20 protein-coding genes and 1 pseudogene are annotated in these 20,810 nt (G+C 68.9%); 10 read left to right on the forward strand and 11 right to left on the reverse strand.

Annotation, left to right across the window (positions count from 1 at the left end; genetic code table 11):
* Positions 1 to 173: 173 nt before the first annotated feature.
* Positions 174 to 1,250: a phospho-N-acetylmuramoyl-pentapeptide-transferase gene (mraY, locus tag CRP45_RS16995; protein ID WP_097245883.1), complete on the forward strand. Its 1,077-nt coding sequence runs from the start codon at positions 174 to 176 to the stop codon at positions 1,248 to 1,250.
* A 157-nt stretch (positions 1,251 to 1,407) separates the two neighbouring features.
* Here mraY and CRP45_RS17000 read toward each other — a convergent pair.
* A pseudogene (locus CRP45_RS17000) lies at positions 1,408 to 1,605 on the reverse strand (alpha/beta hydrolase); the annotation flags it as partial.
* A 559-nt stretch (positions 1,606 to 2,164) separates the two neighbouring features.
* On the opposite strand from CRP45_RS17000, the gene CRP45_RS17010 reads away from it, so the two are divergent.
* The 3 genes from CRP45_RS17010 (at position 2,165) to CRP45_RS17020 (ending at position 6,795) form a co-directional block, all read left to right on the forward strand.
* Complete coding sequence (locus CRP45_RS17010; RefSeq protein WP_097245886.1) at positions 2,165 to 4,084, forward strand: hypothetical protein; 1,920 nt, start codon at positions 2,165 to 2,167, stop codon at positions 4,082 to 4,084.
* A 114-nt stretch (positions 4,085 to 4,198) separates the two neighbouring features.
* The gene (locus tag CRP45_RS17015) at positions 4,199 to 5,704 is read left to right on the forward strand and encodes an ABC transporter substrate-binding protein (RefSeq protein ID WP_245910177.1); all 1,506 of its coding nucleotides are present in this window, start codon (positions 4,199 to 4,201) and stop codon (positions 5,702 to 5,704) included.
* 425 nt (positions 5,705 to 6,129) lie between these two features.
* Positions 6,130 to 6,795, forward strand: a complete 666-nt coding sequence (locus CRP45_RS17020) for a trypsin-like serine protease (RefSeq protein WP_097245888.1) — start codon at positions 6,130 to 6,132, stop codon at positions 6,793 to 6,795.
* 52 nt (positions 6,796 to 6,847) lie between these two features.
* On the opposite strand, the gene CRP45_RS17025 is transcribed toward CRP45_RS17020, so the two are convergent.
* A complete protein-coding gene (locus CRP45_RS17025) occupies positions 6,848 to 7,045 on the reverse strand; it encodes a con-10 family general stress protein (RefSeq protein WP_067786230.1) in 198 nt (65 codons plus the stop codon).
* Between the two features lie 292 nt (positions 7,046 to 7,337).
* Between CRP45_RS17025 and CRP45_RS17030 the strand changes: the two genes are divergently transcribed.
* Positions 7,338 to 7,805, forward strand: a complete 468-nt coding sequence (locus tag CRP45_RS17030) for an SRPBCC family protein (RefSeq protein ID WP_097245890.1) — start codon at positions 7,338 to 7,340, stop codon at positions 7,803 to 7,805.
* Positions 7,806 to 7,884: 79 nt separating this feature from the next.
* Here the strand turns inward: CRP45_RS17030 and CRP45_RS17035 are convergent, their stop codons facing one another.
* Complete coding sequence (locus CRP45_RS17035; RefSeq protein WP_245910178.1) at positions 7,885 to 9,342, reverse strand: MFS transporter; 1,458 nt, start codon at positions 9,340 to 9,342, stop codon at positions 7,885 to 7,887.
* A gap of 55 nt (positions 9,343 to 9,397) precedes the next feature.
* Between CRP45_RS17035 and CRP45_RS17040 the strand changes: the two genes are divergently transcribed.
* Entirely contained in the window at positions 9,398 to 10,141 is a 744-nt protein-coding gene (locus CRP45_RS17040) for a TetR/AcrR family transcriptional regulator (protein ID WP_097246116.1), read from the forward strand.
* Between the two features lie 148 nt (positions 10,142 to 10,289).
* Complete coding sequence (locus CRP45_RS17045) at positions 10,290 to 11,675, forward strand: vWA domain-containing protein (protein WP_245910179.1); 1,386 nt, start codon at positions 10,290 to 10,292, stop codon at positions 11,673 to 11,675.
* A gap of 27 nt (positions 11,676 to 11,702) precedes the next feature.
* Here the strand turns inward: CRP45_RS17045 and CRP45_RS17050 are convergent, their stop codons facing one another.
* From CRP45_RS17050 to CRP45_RS34960, 5 genes are all read right to left on the reverse strand, one after another.
* Positions 11,703 to 11,978, reverse strand: coding sequence for a hypothetical protein (locus CRP45_RS17050; protein WP_067786073.1), 276 nt, complete (start codon positions 11,976 to 11,978; stop codon positions 11,703 to 11,705).
* 243 nt (positions 11,979 to 12,221) lie between these two features.
* Positions 12,222 to 12,428, reverse strand: a complete 207-nt coding sequence (locus CRP45_RS33410; RefSeq protein ID WP_143861474.1) for a hypothetical protein — start codon at positions 12,426 to 12,428, stop codon at positions 12,222 to 12,224.
* 323 nt (positions 12,429 to 12,751) lie between these two features.
* Positions 12,752 to 12,829: a 50S ribosomal protein bL37 gene (locus CRP45_RS35305; protein ID WP_372508099.1), complete on the reverse strand. Its 78-nt coding sequence runs from the start codon at positions 12,827 to 12,829 to the stop codon at positions 12,752 to 12,754.
* A gap of 32 nt (positions 12,830 to 12,861) precedes the next feature.
* Positions 12,862 to 13,683 (reverse strand): SDR family NAD(P)-dependent oxidoreductase, encoded by an 822-nt coding sequence (locus CRP45_RS17055; protein WP_097245891.1) that lies wholly within the window; start codon positions 13,681 to 13,683, stop codon positions 12,862 to 12,864.
* Positions 13,684 to 13,850: 167 nt separating this feature from the next.
* Positions 13,851 to 13,973 carry a hypothetical protein gene (locus CRP45_RS34960; protein ID WP_281256201.1) on the reverse strand — a complete coding sequence of 41 codons (123 nt, stop codon included), beginning with the start codon at positions 13,971 to 13,973 and terminating at the stop codon, positions 13,851 to 13,853.
* A 243-nt stretch (positions 13,974 to 14,216) separates the two neighbouring features.
* On the opposite strand from CRP45_RS34960, the gene CRP45_RS17060 reads away from it, so the two are divergent.
* Positions 14,217 to 14,495: a hypothetical protein gene (locus tag CRP45_RS17060; RefSeq protein WP_425436940.1), complete on the forward strand. Its 279-nt coding sequence runs from the start codon at positions 14,217 to 14,219 to the stop codon at positions 14,493 to 14,495.
* Between the two features lie 48 nt (positions 14,496 to 14,543).
* Here CRP45_RS17060 and CRP45_RS17065 read toward each other — a convergent pair whose 3' ends face one another.
* Positions 14,544 to 14,981: a globin domain-containing protein gene (locus CRP45_RS17065; protein WP_097245893.1), complete on the reverse strand. Its 438-nt coding sequence runs from the start codon at positions 14,979 to 14,981 to the stop codon at positions 14,544 to 14,546.
* Between the two features lie 177 nt (positions 14,982 to 15,158).
* Here CRP45_RS17065 and CRP45_RS17070 point away from each other — a divergent pair, with 177 nt between their 5' ends.
* A complete protein-coding gene (locus CRP45_RS17070; RefSeq protein ID WP_097245894.1) occupies positions 15,159 to 15,638 on the forward strand; it encodes an SgcJ/EcaC family oxidoreductase in 480 nt (159 codons plus the stop codon).
* 102 nt (positions 15,639 to 15,740) lie between these two features.
* Here the strand turns inward: CRP45_RS17070 and CRP45_RS17075 are convergent, their stop codons facing one another.
* A complete protein-coding gene (locus CRP45_RS17075) occupies positions 15,741 to 17,768 on the reverse strand; it encodes a TerD family protein (RefSeq protein ID WP_097245895.1) in 2,028 nt (675 codons plus the stop codon).
* Between the two features lie 133 nt (positions 17,769 to 17,901).
* On the opposite strand from CRP45_RS17075, the gene CRP45_RS17080 reads away from it, so the two are divergent.
* Positions 17,902 to 18,396, forward strand: coding sequence for a hypothetical protein (locus tag CRP45_RS17080; protein ID WP_067786066.1), 495 nt, complete (start codon positions 17,902 to 17,904; stop codon positions 18,394 to 18,396).
* A 6-nt stretch (positions 18,397 to 18,402) separates the two neighbouring features.
* Here the strand turns inward: CRP45_RS17080 and pabB are convergent, their stop codons facing one another.
* On the reverse strand, positions 18,403 to 20,778 hold the full coding sequence (pabB, locus tag CRP45_RS17085; protein ID WP_097245896.1) for an aminodeoxychorismate synthase component I: 2,376 nt from the start codon (positions 20,776 to 20,778) through the stop codon (positions 18,403 to 18,405).
* Positions 20,779 to 20,810 lie beyond the last annotated feature (32 nt).

Raw genomic sequence — 20,810 nt, forward strand, 5'->3', positions numbered from 1 at the left:
GTGCCCCTTGCCATCTCAGGGTAAGACGGAATCGGGTATTCGGCGAACGATCGGGAACACGTCCGTGCCGGTTCGACCCGAATCCGGCGTACACCGCGCGCGTTGGCTAGCATCTGACCGAGGCGTACGGGTGTGGTGGATCGGGCGGAAGCTCAGCGGCGGTACGGGAGCCCATGAATCAGATCTTGTTCTCGGCGATGATCGCGCTGGCGGTGTCGATCATGGTGACGCCGTTCCTGATCAAGGCCTTCGTCACGAGGCAATTCGGTCAGGAGATCCGGGTCGACGGCCCGGCAAGCCATCAGGCCAAGCGCGGCACGCCGACGATGGGCGGCATAGCCATCATCGCCGGTCTGTGGGCCGGGTATCTCGGCTCGCATCTGATCGTGGTCCGGGACGGCGTCGATGGCCCGTCGGCTTCCGCGCTGCTCGTTCTCGGGTTGGCGACCGCTCTGGGGTTCGTCGGCTTCCTCGACGACTCCATCAAACTGCGCAAGCGACGCAATCTCGGCCTGACCGCGACGGGCAAGTACATCGGCCAGCTCGGCGCGGCGGTGTTGTTCGGCGTGCTTGCGCTGCGATTTTCCGATGGCACCGGGCTGACGCCCGCCAGCAGGCACATCTCCTACGTCCGGGATTTCACCGCCGTGTCGCTGGGGGTGGTCGGCTTCCTGCTCGTCGTCTGTTTCCTCGTGGTGGCCTGGTCGAACGCCGTGAACATCACCGACGGCCTCGACGGTCTCGCCGCCGGATCCATGAGCTTCGCGCTCGGCGCCTACGTGATCATCACCTTCTGGCAGTACACCAACGCGTGCGCGACCGGGGCCGCTCCGGGCTGCTACGAGGTTCGCGATCCGCTCGATCTGGCGGTGGTCTGCGCCTCGGGTGTCGGGGCGTGCATCGGATTCCTGTGGTGGAACGCCGCACCCGCGAAGATCTTCATGGGCGACACCGGCTCGCTGGCCCTCGGCGGCCTGCTGGCGGGTCTCTCCATCACCACCCACACCGAGTTGCTGATGGCCGTGGTCGGCGCGCTGTTCTGCGCGGAGATCCTTTCGGTCCTGCTGCAAATCGTCGTCTTCCGCACCACGGGCAACCGGGTGTTCAAGATGGCCCCGTTCCACCACCATTTCGAACTCAGCAAATGGGCCGAAACCACGGTCATCATCCGCTTCTGGCTCCTCGCGGGCATCGCCGCGGCGGTGGGGCTCATGCTCTTCTACGGCGAATATCTGGCCGTCGTCGGCTGACCTCGAACGGCGTCCGCCTCGCAGCCGAGGTAGAACCTGCGGTCGTCGCCGTGGGATACCGGCACCGCGTCACGATCCTCCGCTTCGGCCGGAGAGCACCTCGCTCGCCGCGTCGGGCGCCCGATCATGACGGCCCGCCGGTGCACGCGCCGCCGCCGGCGGCGAACGGCCAGAGCAGTCCCGCGTGCCCGCCCGCGCCGTGGATGAGCAGCACCCGCACCGCCGCATCGGGACGCACCGCCCGGGCTACGTGCACCCTGCGCCCGCGCCACTGCCACCAGGTCGAGGTCGGCTCGATCAGCGGTTCGCGTCGATAGTCGGCGGGCAGGAACTGGGCGTATCGCAGGTATTCCATGTACCCAGACTCTGGCCCGGCGTCCTGGCGCACAACTCGCATTCGACCTGGTCGACTCCGCCGCAAAGGACGCGCTGACCTGCGGAGATGGGCACCTCCCGAGCCTCCGCGATCACCAGCTCACATTCGGAACCCCTTCGCCGCCTAAGTCTGACCGGGCGGGTGAGCACTCCGCCGCGCCGACCACCTGCTTGCGTCGGCGAGTCCATCCGATCCCACAAACCGTCTGCACGCCTCACATAGCCACCGCCTATGCGAGGCGTACAGAACCTGTGTGCCAGCGAGGCTGCCGTGCTTGGGCGCGCGAATGTCCGGCAGGTAGGCAGGTGGGCGGGATGGCTTCGCCGATGTGCGCACGCTGACCACCGACATGAACCCCATGGATCCGGTGCCCCAAATGCTGTGCAAGATCTGCCGCATCGACGGTCCGGTGTCGCGCTACCGCGGCGAACCCGCGCCCAGCCCGCCGCCACACCTCCTGGCACGCGGATCGAGTTGTCTCACAGCGGAATCGGCGCCGCGCTGCTAAAGTCGCGCGCAAGCCCGAGGGAGGTGAGGCTTGGTGATCGTGGGGCGCGCCGAGCTGCTGGAACTGATCGACACCCTGGTGCGGGTTCCGAGGGGGAACACCGAAGAAACCGGGAACCCGGTGCTGGTGCTGGAAGGGTACGGCGGGTCGGGGCGCACCACCGTGCTCGAGCAGGTGCTCGACCGGTGGCAGCGACGGACGCCGACCGTGCTGGTCCGGCCGTTGGATCGTCCATACGACCAATTCAACCCGGCCCGTCCGGTGCTCGCCGCGGCGATGCTCGGCCTGAGCATGGATCTGCCCGGCTTCCCGATGGCGTTTCCGCGCATCGTGGTGGCGCAGATCGCGATCAACGAGAACTTCACCGAGATCCCCGCGACCGAACATCGAGAACGGTTGCGCACGGTACTGAATCAGTACAAGGATCGCGCGGCGCTGGTCGGCTTCATCGGCGATCTGGTCGGGTTGGTCGGCGCGCAGGCCGCCAATATCAAGCTGCCCGGCGCCAGCGTGATCGCGCCGACCCTGAGCCAGCACCTGTCGAACCTGGTGGTGGGCAGGCTGACTCGCGGCAGGCTGATCACCAAGATCACCTGGGGCTCGGCGGTCTCCTGGTACGGGCACCAGGACCTCGGGCTGCGGGCCGACGCCGAGACCGTGCTCATCGAACTCGCCATCAAAGCGGCCAGCGAGGACCCGGCCATCCGGCGCGGCGTGGACGACCTACTGATCAGCGCCTTCCTCGCCGACCTGCGGCACAGCGCGGCGCGGGTCGCCGGACGACCGTCGAATGTCGTTGTGCTGCTCGACGATGGCGACGCACCGGCCGCGATCGCCTTCACCAGCGCACTGCTGCGTGCGCGTAAGGCCATGGCGGCCACCGGTTCTCCACTGACGGATCCGCTGACGCTCGTCACCACCAGCTCCGGCGTGCTCGCGGAGGAACTCGACGGACAGGTCGCCGCGCCCGTGACGTGGACGCCGCGCCGGCGCGCCGATCCGACCGCACGCGACGCGTGGGCGCGGTTGCGGCTCGGCGACTTCACGGAGTTCGAGGTCAAGACCCTGGCCAAAGAGGTCACCTCGATCGAGGCGGACCGGATCGGCGAACGGGTCTACCAGCTGACCGACGGCCACCCCGCCGCGACCGCCTACGTCCTCGACCGGATGCGTCGGCAGTCGACCGACGATCTGGACGCCTTGCTGCGCGGCAACCACGCGGGGCCGGGGACCGCCGTCCAACGCCACCTGCTGGGGGCGTTCGCCAGAGACCTGGACCCGCGCAAGCAACTCGACGAGAGCATGCTCGACGCGCTCGTCACCGTGTCCGCGGCCCGCACCAAGGGCGACGCGCTTCGCCTGGTACCGATGCTGCCCTCCGGGATCGGGGAGCGTTCGCCGCTGTTCCGATCCCCGTCGCTGTGGAGCGGGCCGGGCAACAGCGCGGCGCTACCCGCCTTCGTTCGCCGCATGGGTCTGCGCGAGCTGGCGGCGCGCACGAACAGTCGCCCCGGCTGGGACGAAGTGTTCGAAAAGCTGCTGGACACAGTGCCTTCCGGCGATCGCGCGAGCAGGCTGTATTACACGCGGCTGCTGCGCCGCGGCACGGACATCGTCGAGGAACTCGGTGAGCTGCTGCCGACCATGGCCGCTACCGGGTGGTTGTCGCTGTTCGACAAGATCGTGGAGATGTTCGATCCGCGCAGGCCGGATGCCGCCCTCGTCGACGGGAGCGACCGCGCCACGAGTCGCGACGAGCACATCGCGGCGCTGCTCGCGCTCGTGCCCGCGGAGGAGTCGGACCCGCGGGTCGCCCGTGACGAGCGCAGGTCGATCCTGTGCACACGGGTGGCGCACAGCTACGAACGGCTTGCCGACCATGCCACCGATCGAAGCCCGTTCCTGTTGCGCGCCAACGAGTATCACGAACGCGCTCGCCGAACCCGTTGACCCGACCTCGATGAGGAGCCCGCTGTGGAGTCGCGTTACTTGGCAGGCATATTCCCGAAGCGGCACAGGCCTATTCCGCGACCATGGACCGACTGGGTCCGACTGGGCGTTGTCGTGATCTTGGTGGTCGGCGCGGTTGGCGCGTTCGCGGCCCGCGACCCTCTGCGCCGACTGGCGACCTGCAACGACGGCTGGCCGAACACGGCGGCGTGGGCGGCGGGCGACCAGTGCGTCGGATTGTCCGAAGGTCCCTACGCTTTCGGCCTTCCCGCGTTCGAGCACGTCATGCGGGTCGTCGACGAGCAGAACCGCACCGCGGCCGACGGATGTCCCGGCACGCCGGTGACCGTCGGTGTGCTGCTGACCATGACCGACCATTTGGCGGGCAGCCGCGCCGTGCACGAACTGGAGGGCATGGCCGTCGGTCAGCGCCGGGCCAACGGCACCGGATGCGTGCACCCGTTGCGGCTCGTCGTAGGCAACCTCGGCGATTACGGACGCCGGGGCGACGCGCTGGCGGTGGCGCGGAAGCTGGCGCAGCGCGGCGACGTGGTCGCCGTCGCGGGGATCGGGCTGAGCGATCAGACGACCGCCGAAGTGGCTGATCTGCTTGCCGCCGAGAAGATTCCGATGGTGTCGGACCTGGTGACCGCCGAGGGCTTCGATCAAAGCGGTTCCGCGGGCGACGATCCCGACTTCGCCCGGTGCGACGAGGACATCACCTACCCGGGGGGTGTCGGGAAGGACTACTTCTACCGGGTCGCCTTTCGCGTCGCGGTGCAGGTGCGCGCGTTGGGTGCCGTCGCGCCAACGCGGCCGGATTTCGTCATGGTTCCCACCGGCGGGTCCGACCCGTACACCTGCACGACGCTGCCGCTCCTGCACCGGCAGTACGGTGGCGAGCTGCTGGAGGTGAAGTTCGACGCCGAAGAGCCGACCACCGTCTCGCAGACGGCGCGACGGGTCTGCGCGACGGCAGCGGACGTGACGATCGCCTATCTGGCCCGCGGCCGCGATCTCGGTCGGCTGCTCTACAGCCTGGACGAGTCGTACACCAACGGTCAGTGCGCGGCCACCTCGATCACGGTGCTGAGCACCTCCGACGGCAACCGCCTGCGCACCGCGGAATCGGATGCCGCACTGGAGGATCTGCGCGGCAAGGCGCTGCGCTCGCCGAGCTTCTCCAGCGGACGCGTTCGGCTGCTGTTCACCCGCGTCGCGGGGGCGGACGGACCCGACCAAGGCAATCCGCAGTGGGGCGCGTTCGAAGAGGCGTACGCCGCAGCCGGATTCGACCTCGCGCACATCGGCGACGGCTGGGCGGTCAACGCCTACGACGCGCTGAGCACCGTCGTGGCCGCGGTGCGCGCCCTCCCGGCCGCGTCGACGGTCCAGCGCAGTCAGGTCAACATCTCGATCGGCGGCTTCACCTCACCCGATCTCGCGGTGAACGGCGCGGGCGGCCCGATCGTCTTCGACAACAGCGGTAACCGGGCGGGACCGGGTCCCGCGGTGGTGCGGTTGTGTCCGGCGGGCGAAGCAGGGGGCAGGCCGTACGTGCCGACCGTCGAGGCGAAACCCGGCGAGCCGATTCCGGACTGTGCCCGGCCGACGGCGTAACGGGTTCGCGGCAGTCGGCACCCAGACCGCTGGCACCGGCATTGTCCTGCGCCGCGAACATGCACCAAGCCCGTGCGTGACGGGTCCCCGGCAGTCTGGGCAGGGTACCCCTCGCGCCGCATCGGGCATGCTCCGCACCACGGAGGGGTCGTGATTCATCAAGGGGCGCAGCGTATTCGGCGCTCTGCCGGTGGTGTCGGCGGTGCGTGATACGGTACGGCGCGAACGGCGAGAGGTCGTTCGTCAGGGGTGAGGGGGAGTGGGCGAGTCCGCCGCGTGATCCGGGTTTCGGGTAGCCGATCGTCTCGCGTGTCGGGGCGTGCGTCGGCCGGCTGTCCGTGGATTCGCGGCGAGCCTTCCGCCGATCGGGCGCATCGAGTTACACCGGCCGACCGCGCCTCGGCCACGCATGAGGAAGCGTGAACATGAACTACCGCAACAAGCTGACGCAGCTCCTGCTGGCGGCTGCCCTGGCGACCGGTCTCGGCGCGGCGTTCCCCGCCGCCGCGCAGGCGCAGGGCATCGCCTATCCCGGCATGACCATCACGACGGGCGAGAGCATCTGCTCCGTCGGCGCGACCGGGCACATGGGCGACGCGCAGTACGCGGTCACCGCCGCGCACTGCTTTCAAGAAGGACGCACCGTCTACGACGAGAACGGCAGGGTGATCGGCCGCTACGAGCAGAGCTACGGCGACGACGCCACCATCGGCGGGCTGGGCTTCGCGCTCATCCGGCTGGCCGCCGGGGTGGGTGTGTCGGCCTCGCTCGGCAACTTCGGCATCGAGTCGACCTACACCGATGCCCAAGTGGGACAGGAGGTCTGCCACGTCGGCTGGGCGACCAACTGGACCTGCGGCCGGGTCACCGAGGTCGGTGCGACCTTCTTCGTCGCGGATTTCGTGGCCGACCGCGGTGATTCGGGCGGCATCGTCTACTTCCCGACCCCGGAGGGCCGCGCGGCCTTCCTCGGCATCGTGATCGGCAGCCTGGAATCCGGTGGCGTGCTCGTCGAGTCGGCCAACTATCTGCGCGACACCATCGATGCCCACGCGCAAGGTCCCGACCACTTCCGGTGGTACGTGGAGTGATTCGAAGCCTGGAAGAGCGGGACGCGATGTCCCGCTCTTCCAGCGCGGTTCGCTAGCGGCCCTGGTGGCTGTGCCGGCCGCCGAGCCGCTTGGCCTCGACCGGCTGGGCCGCGGCGCCCTTCTTGCCCGCTTCGCTCGCCCTTCGCGGGTCGTTGTCGAAGCTGCCGCCGCTGGCCTTGCCGCCCTGGCTGGCGATCCTGCGCTGCTGCTCGGAATCCATTGCCGCGAAACCTCGTCGGTTGTCTGCCATCGTCATCCTCCCTCGGAAGGTCGGCGGTCGCGGTGACGCGGGATTGCGCCACCACTCGTGGCGCTACCCGGGTCCGCTGGACACAAACATTCGCTGCGATCGTCGGTGCGGTGGACGGATGTCGGACACGCGCCGGGTTCGCGGCGGCGCTGGAGCTGTCCGAGGCCGGCGAGCCAGTGTGGTGCGTGAGTTGAATCACGGTCCGCGGCAGAGGCTTCCGCTGCGGGGCAGCATCCGGCATCACCACCTACCCTCGATATGAACGGGGCGGACCGGCGGAAGGGGAGCAGTCATGGGGCATGTCGAGCACTCGGCGACCGGCGAGGCGCCGGTGGATTTCGTGTTCGAGTACGTCGCCGACTATCGGAACGTGCCGAAATGGATGTTCGGCGTTCGGCATTTCACGCCGGTCGGCGAGCAGACCTCCGGCGTCGGCGCGGTGTTCGACACGGCACTGCATCTGGGCCCGACCACCCTGCACATGCGCGCCGAGATCACCGAATGGGAAGACGGCGCGAAGGTCTCGCTGCACGCGATCAAGGGCATCGAGGGCACGGTCCGCTGGAGCTTCGCGGCGATCGACCAGAGCACTACCGAGATCGGCGTGGTGGTCGACTACCGGGTGCCGGGCGGATTCGCCGGACGCGCACTGGACAAGATCATCCAAGCTTTCGTCGGCCCCGCCATCCGGCACACCGAGAAGAGCCTGCGCGACCAAGTGTTGGCGAGATACCGGGAATCCCTCGGCGACAAGGCCTGAGGGCGAGCCGTATCGAGGCGCGCCGTCCAGTGGAACGGCGCGCCTCGCGGTTCATCCGAAAAGGATCGAGCGCACTCGGTTACGCCCGCACGGACTCGGCCTCCGGTTCGGCGATCGGCGTCTTCCGCGCCCGCAGTAGGAGCAGACCGAGCACGGCCGCGGCGATGCTGAAGCCCGCGCTGATCCACGCACCGCTCGACATCGCTTCGGTGAACGCGGTCTTGGCCGGTTCCTCGAAGCCGAGTTGGAATGCGGCGCCGATGGATTCGCGCGCGGCCTCCGGCGCGTCGGCGGGCATGTTCGACGTGAACACCCCGGCGAGCACACTGCCGAGCACCGCGATGCTGATCGCCATGCCGACCTGTTGGAGCGTGTCGTTCATGGCCGAGCCGACGCCCGCGTGCTCCAGCGGAATGGCGCTCATGATGGCGGCGTAGGCGGCCGGTCCCGCCAAGCCGCCGCCGACACCCATCACCAGCATGCTGACCAGGACCCAGGTGTAGCCGCTTCCGACGGCGAGGATCGCGAAGGCCAGGCCCATGACCAGCAGACCCGACACGATCAGCGTCTTGTTGCTCAGCGTCTTGCCGAGCGTCGCGCCGAGTCCGTTGCACACGGCCGCCGCCACCGCGTACGGCAGCAGCGCCAGACCCGCCTTCATCGGGCCGTACCCGAGCACGAACTGCAGGTACTGGGTGAGCATCAGCATGATCGCGCCCATGCCGAAGACCATGAGCAGCAACGTGAAACAGGTGCCGGTGAAGTCCCGGTTGCGGAACACCCCCAGCGGCAGCATCGGATGCTCCGATCGGCTCTCCCACGCGACGAATCCGAGCGCCGCCACCGCCGCGAGCACGATCACCGGGATGTTCCATTCGCGCTCGATGACGACGTAGACGATCGAGACGAGCGCGACGACCGACAGCAGCACACCGACCAGGTCGACGGGCCGCTGCTCGCCGGTGGTCTCCGGCATCAGCACCAGCGCGGCGACGATGGCGAGCACCGCGACCGGAATGTTCAGCAGGAACACCGAGCCCCACCAGTAGTGCTCGAGCAGGAATCCGCCCAGCGTGGGCCCCGCGACGATGCCGACCATCGAGACGGTGCTCCACGCGGCCATCGCGGTGCGCCGTTCGTCCTCGGCGAAGGTGGTCATCAGGATGGACAGCGTCGACGGCATGAGCAGCGAGCCGCCGACGCCCATCGCGGCTCTGGCGGCGATCACCTGCCACGGTTCGGTGGCGAGGACGGCCGCCAGCGACGCCGCGCCGAAGACGGCGAGGCCCGTGACGAGCATCCGCCGCCTCCCGAACCGGTCGGAGAGGCTGCCCGCCGTGAGCAGCAGTCCGGCGAAGACCAGCACGTAGGCGTCCAGGATCCACTGCACGTCGGAGGGTGTGGCGCCGAGTTCTCGGATCAGTGACGGGATGGCGAGATTGAGGACGGTGCCGTCGATCATCAGCACCAGCAAGGACAGGCAGAGGACCCCCAGCACCCACCAGCGGCGGGGATCTCGTACAGCGTTCGATTCCACTCGCACACCGTACTAGTTTCTCGAACAGTGTGCGAGTGAATATAGGATCATGGTCGTGGCCAAGCAGTTCACTTCGGTATGGACCCGCGAACTCCGGCAGCCGAGGGCGTCGGGGTTGGATCGCGCGCAGATCGTCGCGGCGGCACGCGAGATCCTCGATTCCGAGGGGCTCGACGCGCTGAGCATGCGCAAGATCGGCGCGAAGCTGAACGCGGGCGCGACCAGCCTGTACTGGTACGTCGCCAACAAGGACGAACTGCTCGAGCTCGTCCTAGACGAGTTCTGGGGGATGCTGCGAGCCCCGGAATCCGAACAGGCGTCCTGGCGCGAGGTGCTCACCGCCTTCGCCTACAGCCTGCGCGGCACCATGCGCGCGCACCCGTGGGTCGCCGGGCTCATCGGCCACATCCCGAGCATCGGGCCGAACGCGATGCGCATGACCGATCGGCTGCGGCGGGCGTTCACGGAGGCGGGTTTTCACGGTGTGGACATCTACCTCGCCAGCGGCACGGTGATGTCCTTCGTGCTCGGCCAGGTTCTTCCGGAAATCGCGTACGCCAAGGCCGTCGGCGAGGACTACGACACCGAGGGCATCTTGCAGGCGATGAGCAAAGTCACCGCGGACTATCCCGAGATGTTCGCCGACTACCGCGAAGTCACACCGACCGACCCGGAAGTCGCTCGCGCGCTTGCGTTCGATTTCGGGCTGGTGTGCGTGCTCGACGGGCTGGAGTTGCGTCTGCGCGATGGTGACCGGTCGCGGCCGCGGAGTGAGGCGGCGGCGCGAGACGGTTCGTAGCTCGCGGATGCCGACGGGGGTGTACACGGCCGAAGCGACTCGCATGCCCGGAAGGCGTTGCGGCCGATGCGATCCGCCGGGTGTGGAACCGCAGCCGGTCGGCCGGGGCTGCCGTACGCTGAGCCGGTCGCGGCGACAGGAGTTTTCGGTGGGCACATTCTTGGTCAAGGGGCAGAACGGGCCGGTGGAGGCGGGGCTGGTCGTGGTGTCCGTGCGCACCGAGGCGGTGGTCGACGTCTCGGCACTGCTGGTCACCGAAGCAGGCACGGTGCGTTCCGACGCGGACTTCGTGTTCTTCAACCAGCCCGTCGCGCCCGGTGTCGAGCTGACGCCGGGTCCGCCCGCCGCACTGGCGATCTCGCCCGCCGACCTGCCCGACGAGATCGCGCAGGTGCGCGCGGTGCTCACCCTGGACGACCCCGCCGCCACCTTCGGACGATTCGCTCCGCCGGTCGCGACCGTCGCGGACGAGTTCGGAAATGTGCTGTACGAGTACGCGATCGAGGGGCTGGGCAGCGAATCGGTGGTGATCGCGCTCGAGCTCTACCGGCGCGGGCCGCAGTGGAAGGTGCGCGCGGTCGGGCAGGGGTACGCGGGCGGGTTCGCCGCGCTGGTCACCGATCACGGAGTGGTCGTCGACGAGCCGTCGCCGAGCGCCGATAGTGAACCGATGCCCCACGCGCACGTGGCCGGGGCCGTATCGCCGCCCTCCGCTGCGTCGACCGTCTCGGCCTCGGCATCGATGCAACCGGCCGTGGTGCGCCCCGGATCCGCTCTGGGCGAGGTGAAGCCGTCGGCCACACCCGAGGTCCGCACCGTCCCAGGGGAGGCCAAGCTCTCCTTCGAGAAGCGCAGCGTGCTCGATATGCGCAAGCGCGAGGTCGCCAAGGTCCTCGTCGACCAGCGGGCCGTCGGCGTCCGCGCGCGAGTGGTGCTCGTCATCGACAAGACCGGCAGCATGCAGAAGCAGTACCGGAAGAAGGTCGTGCACCGGGTGGTGGAGCGGATGATCCCGATCGCCACCCAGCTCGACGACGACGGGACGCTCGAGGCCTATCTGTACGCGCTGTCGTACGCCAAGCTGCCGGATATCGAAGTGGCCGACGGCGATCAGTGGTCGGAGACGCACCTGCACCTCAGCGGCACGCACGCGGGCATCGACTACGGCGCACTCGGCGGGCGCAACGACGAGTTGCCGATCATGCGCGCCGTCATCGATACGCTGCGCCCCGGCGATCGGCCGACGCTGGTGCTGTTCTTCACCGACGGCGGCTTCGCCAAGAAGCCGGAGATCACCGCGCTGATGCGGGAAGCCTCACGGCTGCCCGCGTTCTGGCAGTTCGTCGGGCTCGGCCAGGCCAACTACGGTCTGCTGCGCAGCATCGACGAGATGGACGGCAGGCTCGTCGACAACGCCGGCTTCTTCGCGCTCGACGACATCGACAGCGTCGACGACGCGCAGCTGTACGCCAGGTTGCTCGGCGAATTCCCGCAGTGGTTGCGCGCCGCGCGTGCCGCGGGCGTGACGGGCTGAACCGCGGCGTTCAGTGGTCGAGGGCGATCAGCCGATCACCGCGTTCATGATGGTGCCCGCGCTGGTGGCGACCACGCCGCCGATCATCGCGCCCGCCACCATCTTCGGCGACTCGAGTCCGCCGCCGGTCCACTTCTCCCAGGCGAACCGGCCGCCCGCGTAGATGATGCCGCAGACACCCGACAGCAGAACGAACCAGGTCAGGTAGCGGACGAGCTGCAAGATCTTATCGGACACCGGCGGCGCCTCGGGCGTCGGATTGCCGATCTGCGCCAGGGTGTCGTATGCGACGGCCAGGATCATCGTTGTGCTGCTCATTCCGGGTTCGGGACAAGGAGAATCACTGAAAAGATGGTATCCGGTTCTTCGGCCCGACGCAGACACCTCGCGCCCGTGGCGCGGTACCTCCACCACCCCGGCGCGGCGTGTTGTCTTCCTGGCGCGGTCAGACTCTCGCCTCAGTGCGGCACCGTGGCACGGCCACGGTCGTCACCGTGGCGCGGTGTCAGCTCGGCGCTGCCTTCGTTGTCTCCGGCGCGGTCGTCGTCATGCTGCAGGGCGATCGGCCGATCGGTGGCCGCGGCAATGCTCTTCGATCATGTCGAGCAGGCCGTCGATCGCTGCCAGTGAAGACCATGGGTTGTGGCAGACCAGGTCCGGATACTGATCCGACAATGCGACGAAGGCGGAGTCCGCCGCCGACCAGTGCACGTGGATGGACGATAGGCAGATCTCTCGAGCGACGGAAGTCATGACGGTCCTATGCCCCCTGAACGAATTGCGGCCCAGAGGTGCAATTCAACGCGGTAACTGTCATGACGGCGTTGCTATTAGCGATTTCTCGACGGCTGGTTAGGGGTTATTTCCGCTTTCTTGGCGGGTCGCTGCGGTCGGGTGATCCGTCGTCGAACGCATCCTCGTACAGCGCGTCCCATGTGTCCTGGCGCGACAACAGCGTGGCGGTGCGCAGGCCGCTACGAGGTTCGGCAGACATGCGCGAAGCCCCGTGGCGCGTAGTGGGCGCGCCACGGGGCTTCGGGTTTTCCCGCCTCGGTTTCAGTCCGGGGTGGGCGATTTCAGCGCTGGTTCGGTTTGTGGCCGTGGTTGGCCTTCTTCTTCCGGCCGGCGCGTTTCTTGCTGGAGCGTTTCGACATGGGATTCGGCTACCTCTCGGTTTCTCTTGGGGTCAAGCGGTGGTGTACTGCTGGTTGGTCCATGCGGCCAGCCGGGCTCGGGCACGTGAATTGCGCACCAGCGCAGCCGGTCGCGCGGGTCGGGTGCCCTCGTAGTAGCCGCCGTTGACGACCGGGGCGCCGGAGGCGCTGTACATCGCCAGCAGATCGGCGGCGTCGTCCATCGGCGCGTCCACGTGGCTGCGCAGCTGGGGCATGTCGATTTCGAAGTCGGCCGGGTGCACGCTCACCGCGGTCAGGCCCTCGGGACCGGTCTCGGCGAGTGTCCGCGTGAACATCGTCAGCGCCAGTTTGAATTGCGCGTACACCGCCATCGGTGTGTAGATGCCGCGATTGCGATCCAGATCGGAGTAGTCCACGGTGCCGCCCACGTGCAGCGGAGACGACACGGTCACCACCCGGCCCCGCGCCGCCGCGACCGCGGGCGCCAGCGCCGCGATCAAACGCTGCGGCGCGAGGTAGTTGATTTGCAGGGTCGTCTCGTAGCCATCCGCGGTTCGCGAGCGGCGTTCTCCGCCCGGAATCGAGGATGCGTTGATCAGCGCGTGCAGGCACGGCACCGTCGCGGCCAACGTTGCCGCGAGTTCGTCCACCTCGGTGAGTTTCGAGAAGTCGGCGTGCACGATGTGCAGCCGGGCAACCGGAATGCCGGTCTGCACCAACGCTTCGAGCACCTCTTCGGCGCGTTCTTTGTCGGTTGCGTGCAGGATGACGGCGGCGCCATCGGCGGCGAGCCGTCGCGCGGTCGCGAAACCGAGAGGGGTGTCGACGCCGGTCACCATCGTGATCCGAGCCGCGGACAGGGGTTCGAACATAGCTCTCCTATCGAGTGAGCGTAGGGCCGCCGTCGAGCGACGGCAGGCGAATCCGCGACGAGTGATCCCCGATCAACGCGCGGACGATCTTTGAAACGCGTATGGCAGCTTCCGTACGCGCAGAGGCGCCCCGTGGCAGTGCCGGACGGGACGGAAAGAAGGAGGTGTCAAGCCGGACTCGGCGGCTCGTCCTCACTTCCGAAACCGAAAAGTTCCAGCGACGACGGCAACTCGACCGAGACAGCGCCGGACGAGATGCGCAGAGGCAGCGCGTCCGGAGTGGTGGTCATGGTCAGATCTAAGGTCCCCGCCGTCGCCCGGACAAGGCCCGGCTCGCCGGATTGACAAATCCTTTGCGCTTGGCCGTGACCGGCTCGGCGTAGCCAGGCTGTCGCTGTGGCGCAGACATCGTTGTGGCACAGCGCCTTGCGAGCGGCCGGGTCCGTCCGGATCATGGGTGGGACGTGGTGGTCGACGCCCGGCCGCCGTGAAACCGGTGAATCCCGAGGTAACCAACAGTGAGCATGATCTTGATGTCTTTCGGGGACACGTATTCCACCCTGGCGCAGATCGGTAACCCGACTCCCGAGGCGCCGCCGTTGTCGGACAAACTCATGCAGTTCGTTCGGTACGCGACCTGGTTCGCGCTGCTGTCCGGCATCATGAGCATCATCTACGCGGGCGGCCGCTTCGCCTGGGAGAAATGGTCCGGCGGGGCGCTGCAGTCGCCGAAGATGGTGGCGGGCGCGATGATCGGCGGTGTCGTCGCGACCAGCGCGGGCACCATCATGAACGCCGTCGTCGGAGGCTGACCCGAGACCGACCGGTCCGAACTTTTCGGGCCGCGGTTTGTTGGGCGCTCAACCCTCCCAAGTCCAGCGCGGCACCGCACGGATCGGATGCAGTTCCTCGTCGGTGCTCGCGTGCGAGTTCTGCTGCGCCACTTCCGCGCCGAACTCCACGTGCGAGCGCACCGCGTCGCGGAACGCCGCCGACTCCAGCAGGCCCGCCTCCTCGAACGCCGCCATGTACAGCTCGGCGAAGCGCTCGCGCTGCTCGTCGGTGATCTTCAGGTGCCGATGCACCGCGATGAGATAGTCGAACCCGAGTTCGCGGCTGAAGCGATCCGGGCCGCCGAACGACTCCGCGGTGAACCAGGTCAGGTGATCGACGTGGTGCGGGCGACGCTCGGGGAACAGCGACTTCAGCACCGGGTCGGCAAGCACCTTGTCATAGAAGGCGGTCTCCACCCGGCGCAGCGCCTCCTCGCCTCCCACGTGTTCGTACATGCTCGTCATGGGTGACCTCCCGACTGGGTGCGACTGCTACCCATTAGAGGCCCGCGCGCCGCGGAATGTGCCCGGTTTCGCCGAGAGCGGACCCGAAATCCGTGTTTTCTCAGGGTTTTTCCCGATTCTCCCGCGCGCGGTTCTTGCCGCACGATCGATGCGACCGAATCGAGACGAGGAGCCGAGATGACAGATCGGGCGAAGGACGAGGCACTGATCCGCGAGGTCGTGGCGCGCGCAACGCGGGCGTGGGACGCCAACGACGCGACGGCCTACGCGGCCGAATTCACCGAGGACAGCGACTACGTCGCGTTCGACGGGACGCTGCTGCGCGGACGGGAGGCCAACCGCGCCCTGCACGCCGGGCTGTTCGACAGCGTGCTGTACGGGACGCGGATGGAGGGCTCGATCGAGTCGATCCGCTTCCTCACCGACGACGTCGCCGTCGTCCACCTGACCGGCTCGGTGGCGTTCGCCTGGCAGCGCGAGGTGCCCAAGGGCCGCCGCTCCCGCAACACCTGGGTGCTCGTGCGCACCGCGGACGGCTGGCGCGTCGCCGCGTTCCACAACACCTGGGTGCGGCCGATGCCAGCGGAAGGACCGCTGGTGCGGTTGTTCGGCGAGTACGTGCGCTGGCGGACCGCGCGGGCACGAGCGAATGGGTAGCGGAAGACGTCTGCTGGTCCGGCGCGCGAGGACGTGGACATCCGTTGCCGCCGGGCTTCGGCGATCGTGCCTTTGACAGGAGCGGCACGGTGGTCGCCAGCCTCAGATCCGCGCCCCCTTCGCGCGATTGCAAGCGCGGCAGAGGATCTGCAGGTTGCTCGCGCTGGTGGCGCCGCCGCGGCTGAGCGGGATGATGTGGTCGAACTCGAGGTAGTGGGCGCTGCCGCATTCGACACATTTGCCGCCGTCGCGTTGCCACACTTCGGCTTTCACTTCCTGGGAGATGCTGCGTGTGTCGCGCTGGCCAGGGGTGAGCACCAGGCGTTTCGCGACCCGTAGTGCGCCCTCCAATACGGCGGCGACGTAGTCGGCGTCGACGACTTCGAAGGTCGCGCCGCCGCGGGCCGAGGTCGCCGCGATCACCACGACCCCCGCCTCGACGTGCACCGAGACGACTCGCGACCACGGCATCTCCACGCCCGCGCCGGTGCCGACGAAACGCAGCTTCTTGTTGCTGGCGATCAGCCTGCCCTCGGTGAGCTTCGGCCCGCGGGCCAGCTGCCGCACGTGCGTGGCGACCAGGTCGAGGTGCACCTTCTCTTCCGAATCCAGGTGCAAACCGGGTGTCCGGACCACCGGCAGATCGCCCTCGCGCAACCGGCACAGCGTGCGACCGCGGTGCATCCGCCTGCGCAGGTCCTCGATGAGCGGCCCGGTCAGCGCCAGCTCGGCGATGGCGCGTTCGAAGATGTCGTACTCCGACTGCTGGATCGCGCCGTCCGCGAACGCGAAGGTGACCAGCCGCTCGACGTAACTGAGCCCGACCTCGCGCAGCGCCGTTCGGCCGATGTTCTCGTCGATGCGCTGGTAGCGCAGCGACGCCCACAGCGCCTCCCACGGCTCACCCTGCGGCCCCGAGCCGATCAGCACCCGCCAGGCCCTGGTGTGCCAGTGGGTGAGGAATTCCTCGATCTCGGCCTCGCAGTACTGGCACGGCGCGGTCCCGCCGAACAGCTTGCGCCGCAGGGCATTTCCGCAGCGCGGGCAGGCGCGTGGACCTGGCGGCGTGATGCGGAAGGTCGCCGATGTCCATTCCGAGCCGTCCCACCAGCGCATGCGGGACGGGTCCTCGGGGTCCGAATGCCAGTCGGCGCGTTCGGGATTCGGTGGCGGTGGTGGCGGGGCCGGTTGCCGCGATCGCCGGGTCAGGTCGACGTGCGGCGGGGTGCGCGTCGGTCCGCCCGCGGTGGAAGAGGTCACCGGGTCCGCCGGTACAGCGGCTCCGGCCGATTCGCGACCGGCGGACCCTTGCCGCGCGGAAGTCGTTCCGCCACCGGCGTTCTCGGCGCTGTGCGGAGCCTGCCGCGCGGGGTAGGGGGCGCCTGCGGGGAGGTGCCGGTCCGGTGCGGTCTGCGCGGTCCGCGTGCCGTGCGACGCGACAGCACCTTGTGTGCCGGACGGCGCCGCTTCCGCCGTGCGCTCGGCGGGCCGGGTTACGCCTGCCTCGGGCGCGCCGGATCGCGCTGCTTCCACCTCACGCACTCGGGACCGCCCCGTTCCCACCTCGCGCACGCCACCACCGTGCGGTCGGGCGAACGGGTCGGAAGGCCGCGCCGGACGCCCGGGCGACTCGTCGACCGCGACGCCGAACTCGGTGACCAGCCCCGCCAGCCCGCTGTCCCACCCCTGACCGATGGCGCGGAACCGCCAGCGACCGTCGCGGCGGTAGAACTCGCCGAACATCATGGCGGTCACCGCGTCGGCGTCCTCGATGTCGAAGCGGGCGATCGGGCCGTCGGCGGCGAAGACGGTCACCGTCAAACCCGCTATGTCGCCGAAGGTTCCGTGCTCGAGCGAGCCGCTGACCACGATCCGGTCCACGTCGCTCTCGGTGCGCGGCAGCGAGACGGACAGCCGCGCGGTCCCCGGCGCTGGCTCCTGATCCAGGGTCACCGCCTGCGACACGTGCCGCGGCGCGTTGTAGAACACCAGATCCCGGTCCGTGCGCACCGCGCCCGACCCGTCCAGCAACAGCGCGTGCGCGTCGACGACATGCTCCGACCGCCATGAAACGACCACGGCTAGAAGGGATGTCGGTACCGGCGCGTGCGCGCCCTTGCTCAGTTTCATCGTGCTCGAATATTGCCACGACCCTCCGACACGCCGAATTCGCGAGGTCCGCGCGCGGGCGCGCCGAGGCGACACAGACCGGGCGGTCCGGCATTTACCGGAGTTCCGGGGGTCGGTCGGGCACAGTAGTCCTATGAGTACCCCGAAGGGGTCGGGCCGCAAGAAGCAGACCCCGAAGACAACGGGACCGCGCGTCCCCGGCGCCGCGGAGATCCTTGCCGCCGCGCAGACGGCGGTCGAGGCGGCCCAATCGGCCGCGGGTCAGGCGCTGGAGTCGGCGCAGTTGACCGCGGGACACGCTTTCGACGCCGCCGTCCGGCTGCCACCGGCCTCGGCCCAGCTGGCCGCGCAGCTGCCCGATCTGCTCGAGAACCTGACGATGGCCATCGATCGGCTCAACGCGACCATCGACAGGTTGGACCGGACGCTCGCGCTGGCCGACCCGGCGTTCGCCGCCTACGACCGGCTGCTGCCGCGCTTGGAGGCGATGATCGCCCTCGGCGAGGATGTCCTCGGCAGGCTGGCCAGGTTGCCGGGCATCGCCATGCTCGGCAAGGTGACCGGATTCGGCGGCAGGCGGCCCGGTGAGGAGGAACCGCCGCCCCCGCCGCCGAAGCGGCGTCGCTGACCGGCCTCAGCGGGCGGCGGCGCGATAGGTGGCCGCCGCCTTCAGCAATACCTCCCGGTACTCCTCCTCCGGGTCGGAGTCCAGCACGATCGCCCCGCCCGCGCCGATGCGCCACTCGCCGCCGTGCCGCACGGCGGTGCGGATGACGATGTTCAAATCCGCCGTGCCGCCGAGCCCGAGGAAGCCGATGGTGCCGGAGTAGACGCCGCGCGCCTCGGTCTCCAGCTCGTCGATGATCTCCATGGTGCGCAGCTTCGGCGCGCCGGTCATGGAGCCGCCGGGGAAGCAGGCGCGCAGGCAGTCGATCACGTCGACATCCGGACGCAGCGTGCCGCGCACCGTCGAAACCAGTTGGTGCAGCGTCGTATACGTCTCGGTGGCCATCAGCTTGGGCACGTGCACGCTGCCGATCTGGCAGACGCGGCCGAGATCGTTGCGCAACAGGTCGACTATCATCAGGTTCTCGGCCCTGGTCTTTGGGCTGTCGGCGAGTTCGCGGCGCAGGCGCTCGTCCTCGGCGGGGTTCGCGCCGCGCGGCGCGGTGCCCTTGATCGGCTTGCTCTCCACGGTGCGCGCGCGGTCGATCTTGAGGAAGCGTTCCGGTGAGGAACAGGCGATCTCGAGGTCGTCGAAGCGCAGGAACGCCGCGTACGGTGCGGGATTGCAGCGGCGCAGCGTGCGGTAGAAGTCGAGGCCTTCGGTGTCGGCGGCGACGGTGAGGCTGTCGGTCAGGCAGATCTCGTAGGACTCGCCCGCGTGCAGCCGGTCCAGGCAGACGTCGATGTCGGCGAGATAGCGGTCGCGGCCTCGGGTGAGCAGTCCCTCCACCGCCGCGATATCCGAATCCACTTCCAGCGTGGGCGGATTCGACCAGGTGGGCAGGGTGGCCAGCGCCTCCGCGGTGTCGCGCAGCCAGTCCGCGGCCGCGCGCGCGGTGTCGGAGCCGGGATCGGTGAGTGCGAGCAGATGGGTGCGTCCGGCGACGTGGTCGACCACGACGAGCCGATCGGCGAAGATCCACTGCGCGTCGGGTGTCGGCGCGCGGTGCGCCGCGTTCGCGCCGCAGTCGGCCTTCACCTCGTAACCGAGATAGCCGACGTACCCGCACGCGAAGTCGAACGGCAGCTCGGGGATTTCGGCGGTGCGCCAGCGCAATTCGGCGGCCAGATAGTCGAGCACGTCGCCGGCTACGGTGCGTCGGCCACCGTCTGCGGTCTCCACGACCACCGCGCCGTCTCCGACCCGATACCGGACCACCTCGGCCAGCGGACCGCTCGCGTCGCCGAGGAAGGAGAACCGGTCGAGCCCGGGTTCGACGTGCTCGCTGTCCAGCCAGAACGCGGTCGGGGAATCCCGGTAGAGGCGAAGGAACGCGGCCTCGGTGTCGATGGCCCGGTCGAGGATCTCGTGGCGCAGCTGCCAGGGTCGCTCGGGTTGCCCTGGGCGATAAGGGCTTTCGGTGGACAGGCCGGGCTCCGGCGGCATCCGTCCGGTCTTGATCGCGCCGGGGCCGAGGTCGATCGCCGTTCTCTCGGTGCTGAAGCCGGACGCGCGGGTCGAGTCCCGCGACGGATCGAAATCCGCGGCCGGTCTGGTTCTCGCGGCGGCGTCGAGCACTGCGCTGCCGCGGGGCGGTCTGGAGCGCGCGAGCGGCAGCGCGTTGCGCACGGTCGGCGGCGCTTCGGCGGTCGGGCGATGGCGAGCCGCACGGGTTTCGGCACGTTCGACGGTCGCCGTTCCGCCGCGGGTGGCCTGCATGCCTCCGGGTCGTCGTCTTCCGGCGTGTTCGGCCCGGTCGTGGTGGGCCGCGGTGAGTTCGGCGAAATTGCGCAGCAGCGCCGCGCCGTACTCGCTCGCGATGGACTCGGGATGGAACTGCACACCCCACTGCGGTCTGACGCGGTGCCGCACGCCCATGATCACGCCGTCGGGTGTGCTCGCGGTGATCTCCAGCTCGGCGGGCAGCGGCCGGATGGCGCACAGCGAGTGGTAGCGGACGGCGGTGAAGCCCTGCGGAAGACCGGCGAACAGGTCGCGGTTGTCGTGGCCGACCTCGTCCAGATAGCCGTGCCGCGCGATGGGTGCGGGCGCGACGAGACCGCCCGCCGCCACGACGATGCCCTGGTGACCGAGGCACACGCCGAGCAACGGTAGTTCGACGGTGGCGATGACGGCGGCGGAAATGCCCACGTCACGGGCGACATCCGGGCGGCCGGGGCCGGGGGAGACGACGACGTTGTCGAAACGGTGCAGGCCGAGCCGGTCCGGGTCGTCCACCTCGTCGTTGCGCACGACCGTCGGCTCGACGCCGTTCACCTCGCTGATCAGCTGATACAGGTTGTAGGTGAACGAGTCGTAGTTGTCGATCAACAGCGTGTGCATGGTGTGCAAAACCCTACGCCTGGCGGCGCGGC

The sequence above is a fragment of the Nocardia amikacinitolerans genome (assembly GCF_900215415.1).
GTDB classification, from domain to species: Bacteria; Actinomycetota; Actinomycetes; order Mycobacteriales; family Mycobacteriaceae; genus Nocardia; species Nocardia amikacinitolerans.

Coding starts and splice junctions, on each gene's coding strand:
- mraY (WP_097245883.1), top strand. CDS start 174: ATGAATCAGATCTTGTTCTCGGCGATGATCGCGCTGGCGGTGTCGATC.
- CRP45_RS17020 (WP_097245888.1), top strand. CDS start 6,130: ATGAACTACCGCAACAAGCTGACGCAGCTCCTGCTGGCGGCTGCCCTG.
- CRP45_RS17025 (WP_067786230.1), bottom strand. CDS start 7,045: ATGGCAGACAACCGACGAGGTTTCGCGGCAATGGATTCCGAGCAGCAG.
- CRP45_RS17030 (WP_097245890.1), top strand. CDS start 7,338: ATGGGGCATGTCGAGCACTCGGCGACCGGCGAGGCGCCGGTGGATTTC.
- CRP45_RS17050 (WP_067786073.1), bottom strand. CDS start 11,978: ATGATCCTGGCCGTCGCATACGACACCCTGGCGCAGATCGGCAATCCG.
- CRP45_RS33410 (WP_143861474.1), bottom strand. CDS start 12,428: ATGACTTCCGTCGCTCGAGAGATCTGCCTATCGTCCATCCACGTGCAC.
- CRP45_RS35305 (WP_372508099.1), bottom strand. CDS start 12,829: ATGTCGAAACGCTCCAGCAAGAAACGCGCCGGCCGGAAGAAGAAGGCC.
- CRP45_RS17055 (WP_097245891.1), bottom strand. CDS start 13,683: ATGTTCGAACCCCTGTCCGCGGCTCGGATCACGATGGTGACCGGCGTC.
- CRP45_RS34960 (WP_281256201.1), bottom strand. CDS start 13,973: ATGACCACCACTCCGGACGCGCTGCCTCTGCGCATCTCGTCCGGCGCT.
- CRP45_RS17060 (WP_425436940.1), top strand. CDS start 14,217: ATGTCTTTCGGGGACACGTATTCCACCCTGGCGCAGATCGGTAACCCG.
- CRP45_RS17065 (WP_097245893.1), bottom strand. CDS start 14,981: ATGACGAGCATGTACGAACACGTGGGAGGCGAGGAGGCGCTGCGCCGG.
- CRP45_RS17070 (WP_097245894.1), top strand. CDS start 15,159: ATGACAGATCGGGCGAAGGACGAGGCACTGATCCGCGAGGTCGTGGCG.
- CRP45_RS17075 (WP_097245895.1), bottom strand. CDS start 17,768: ATGAAACTGAGCAAGGGCGCGCACGCGCCGGTACCGACATCCCTTCTA.
- CRP45_RS17080 (WP_067786066.1), top strand. CDS start 17,902: ATGAGTACCCCGAAGGGGTCGGGCCGCAAGAAGCAGACCCCGAAGACA.
- pabB (WP_097245896.1), bottom strand. CDS start 20,778: ATGCACACGCTGTTGATCGACAACTACGACTCGTTCACCTACAACCTG.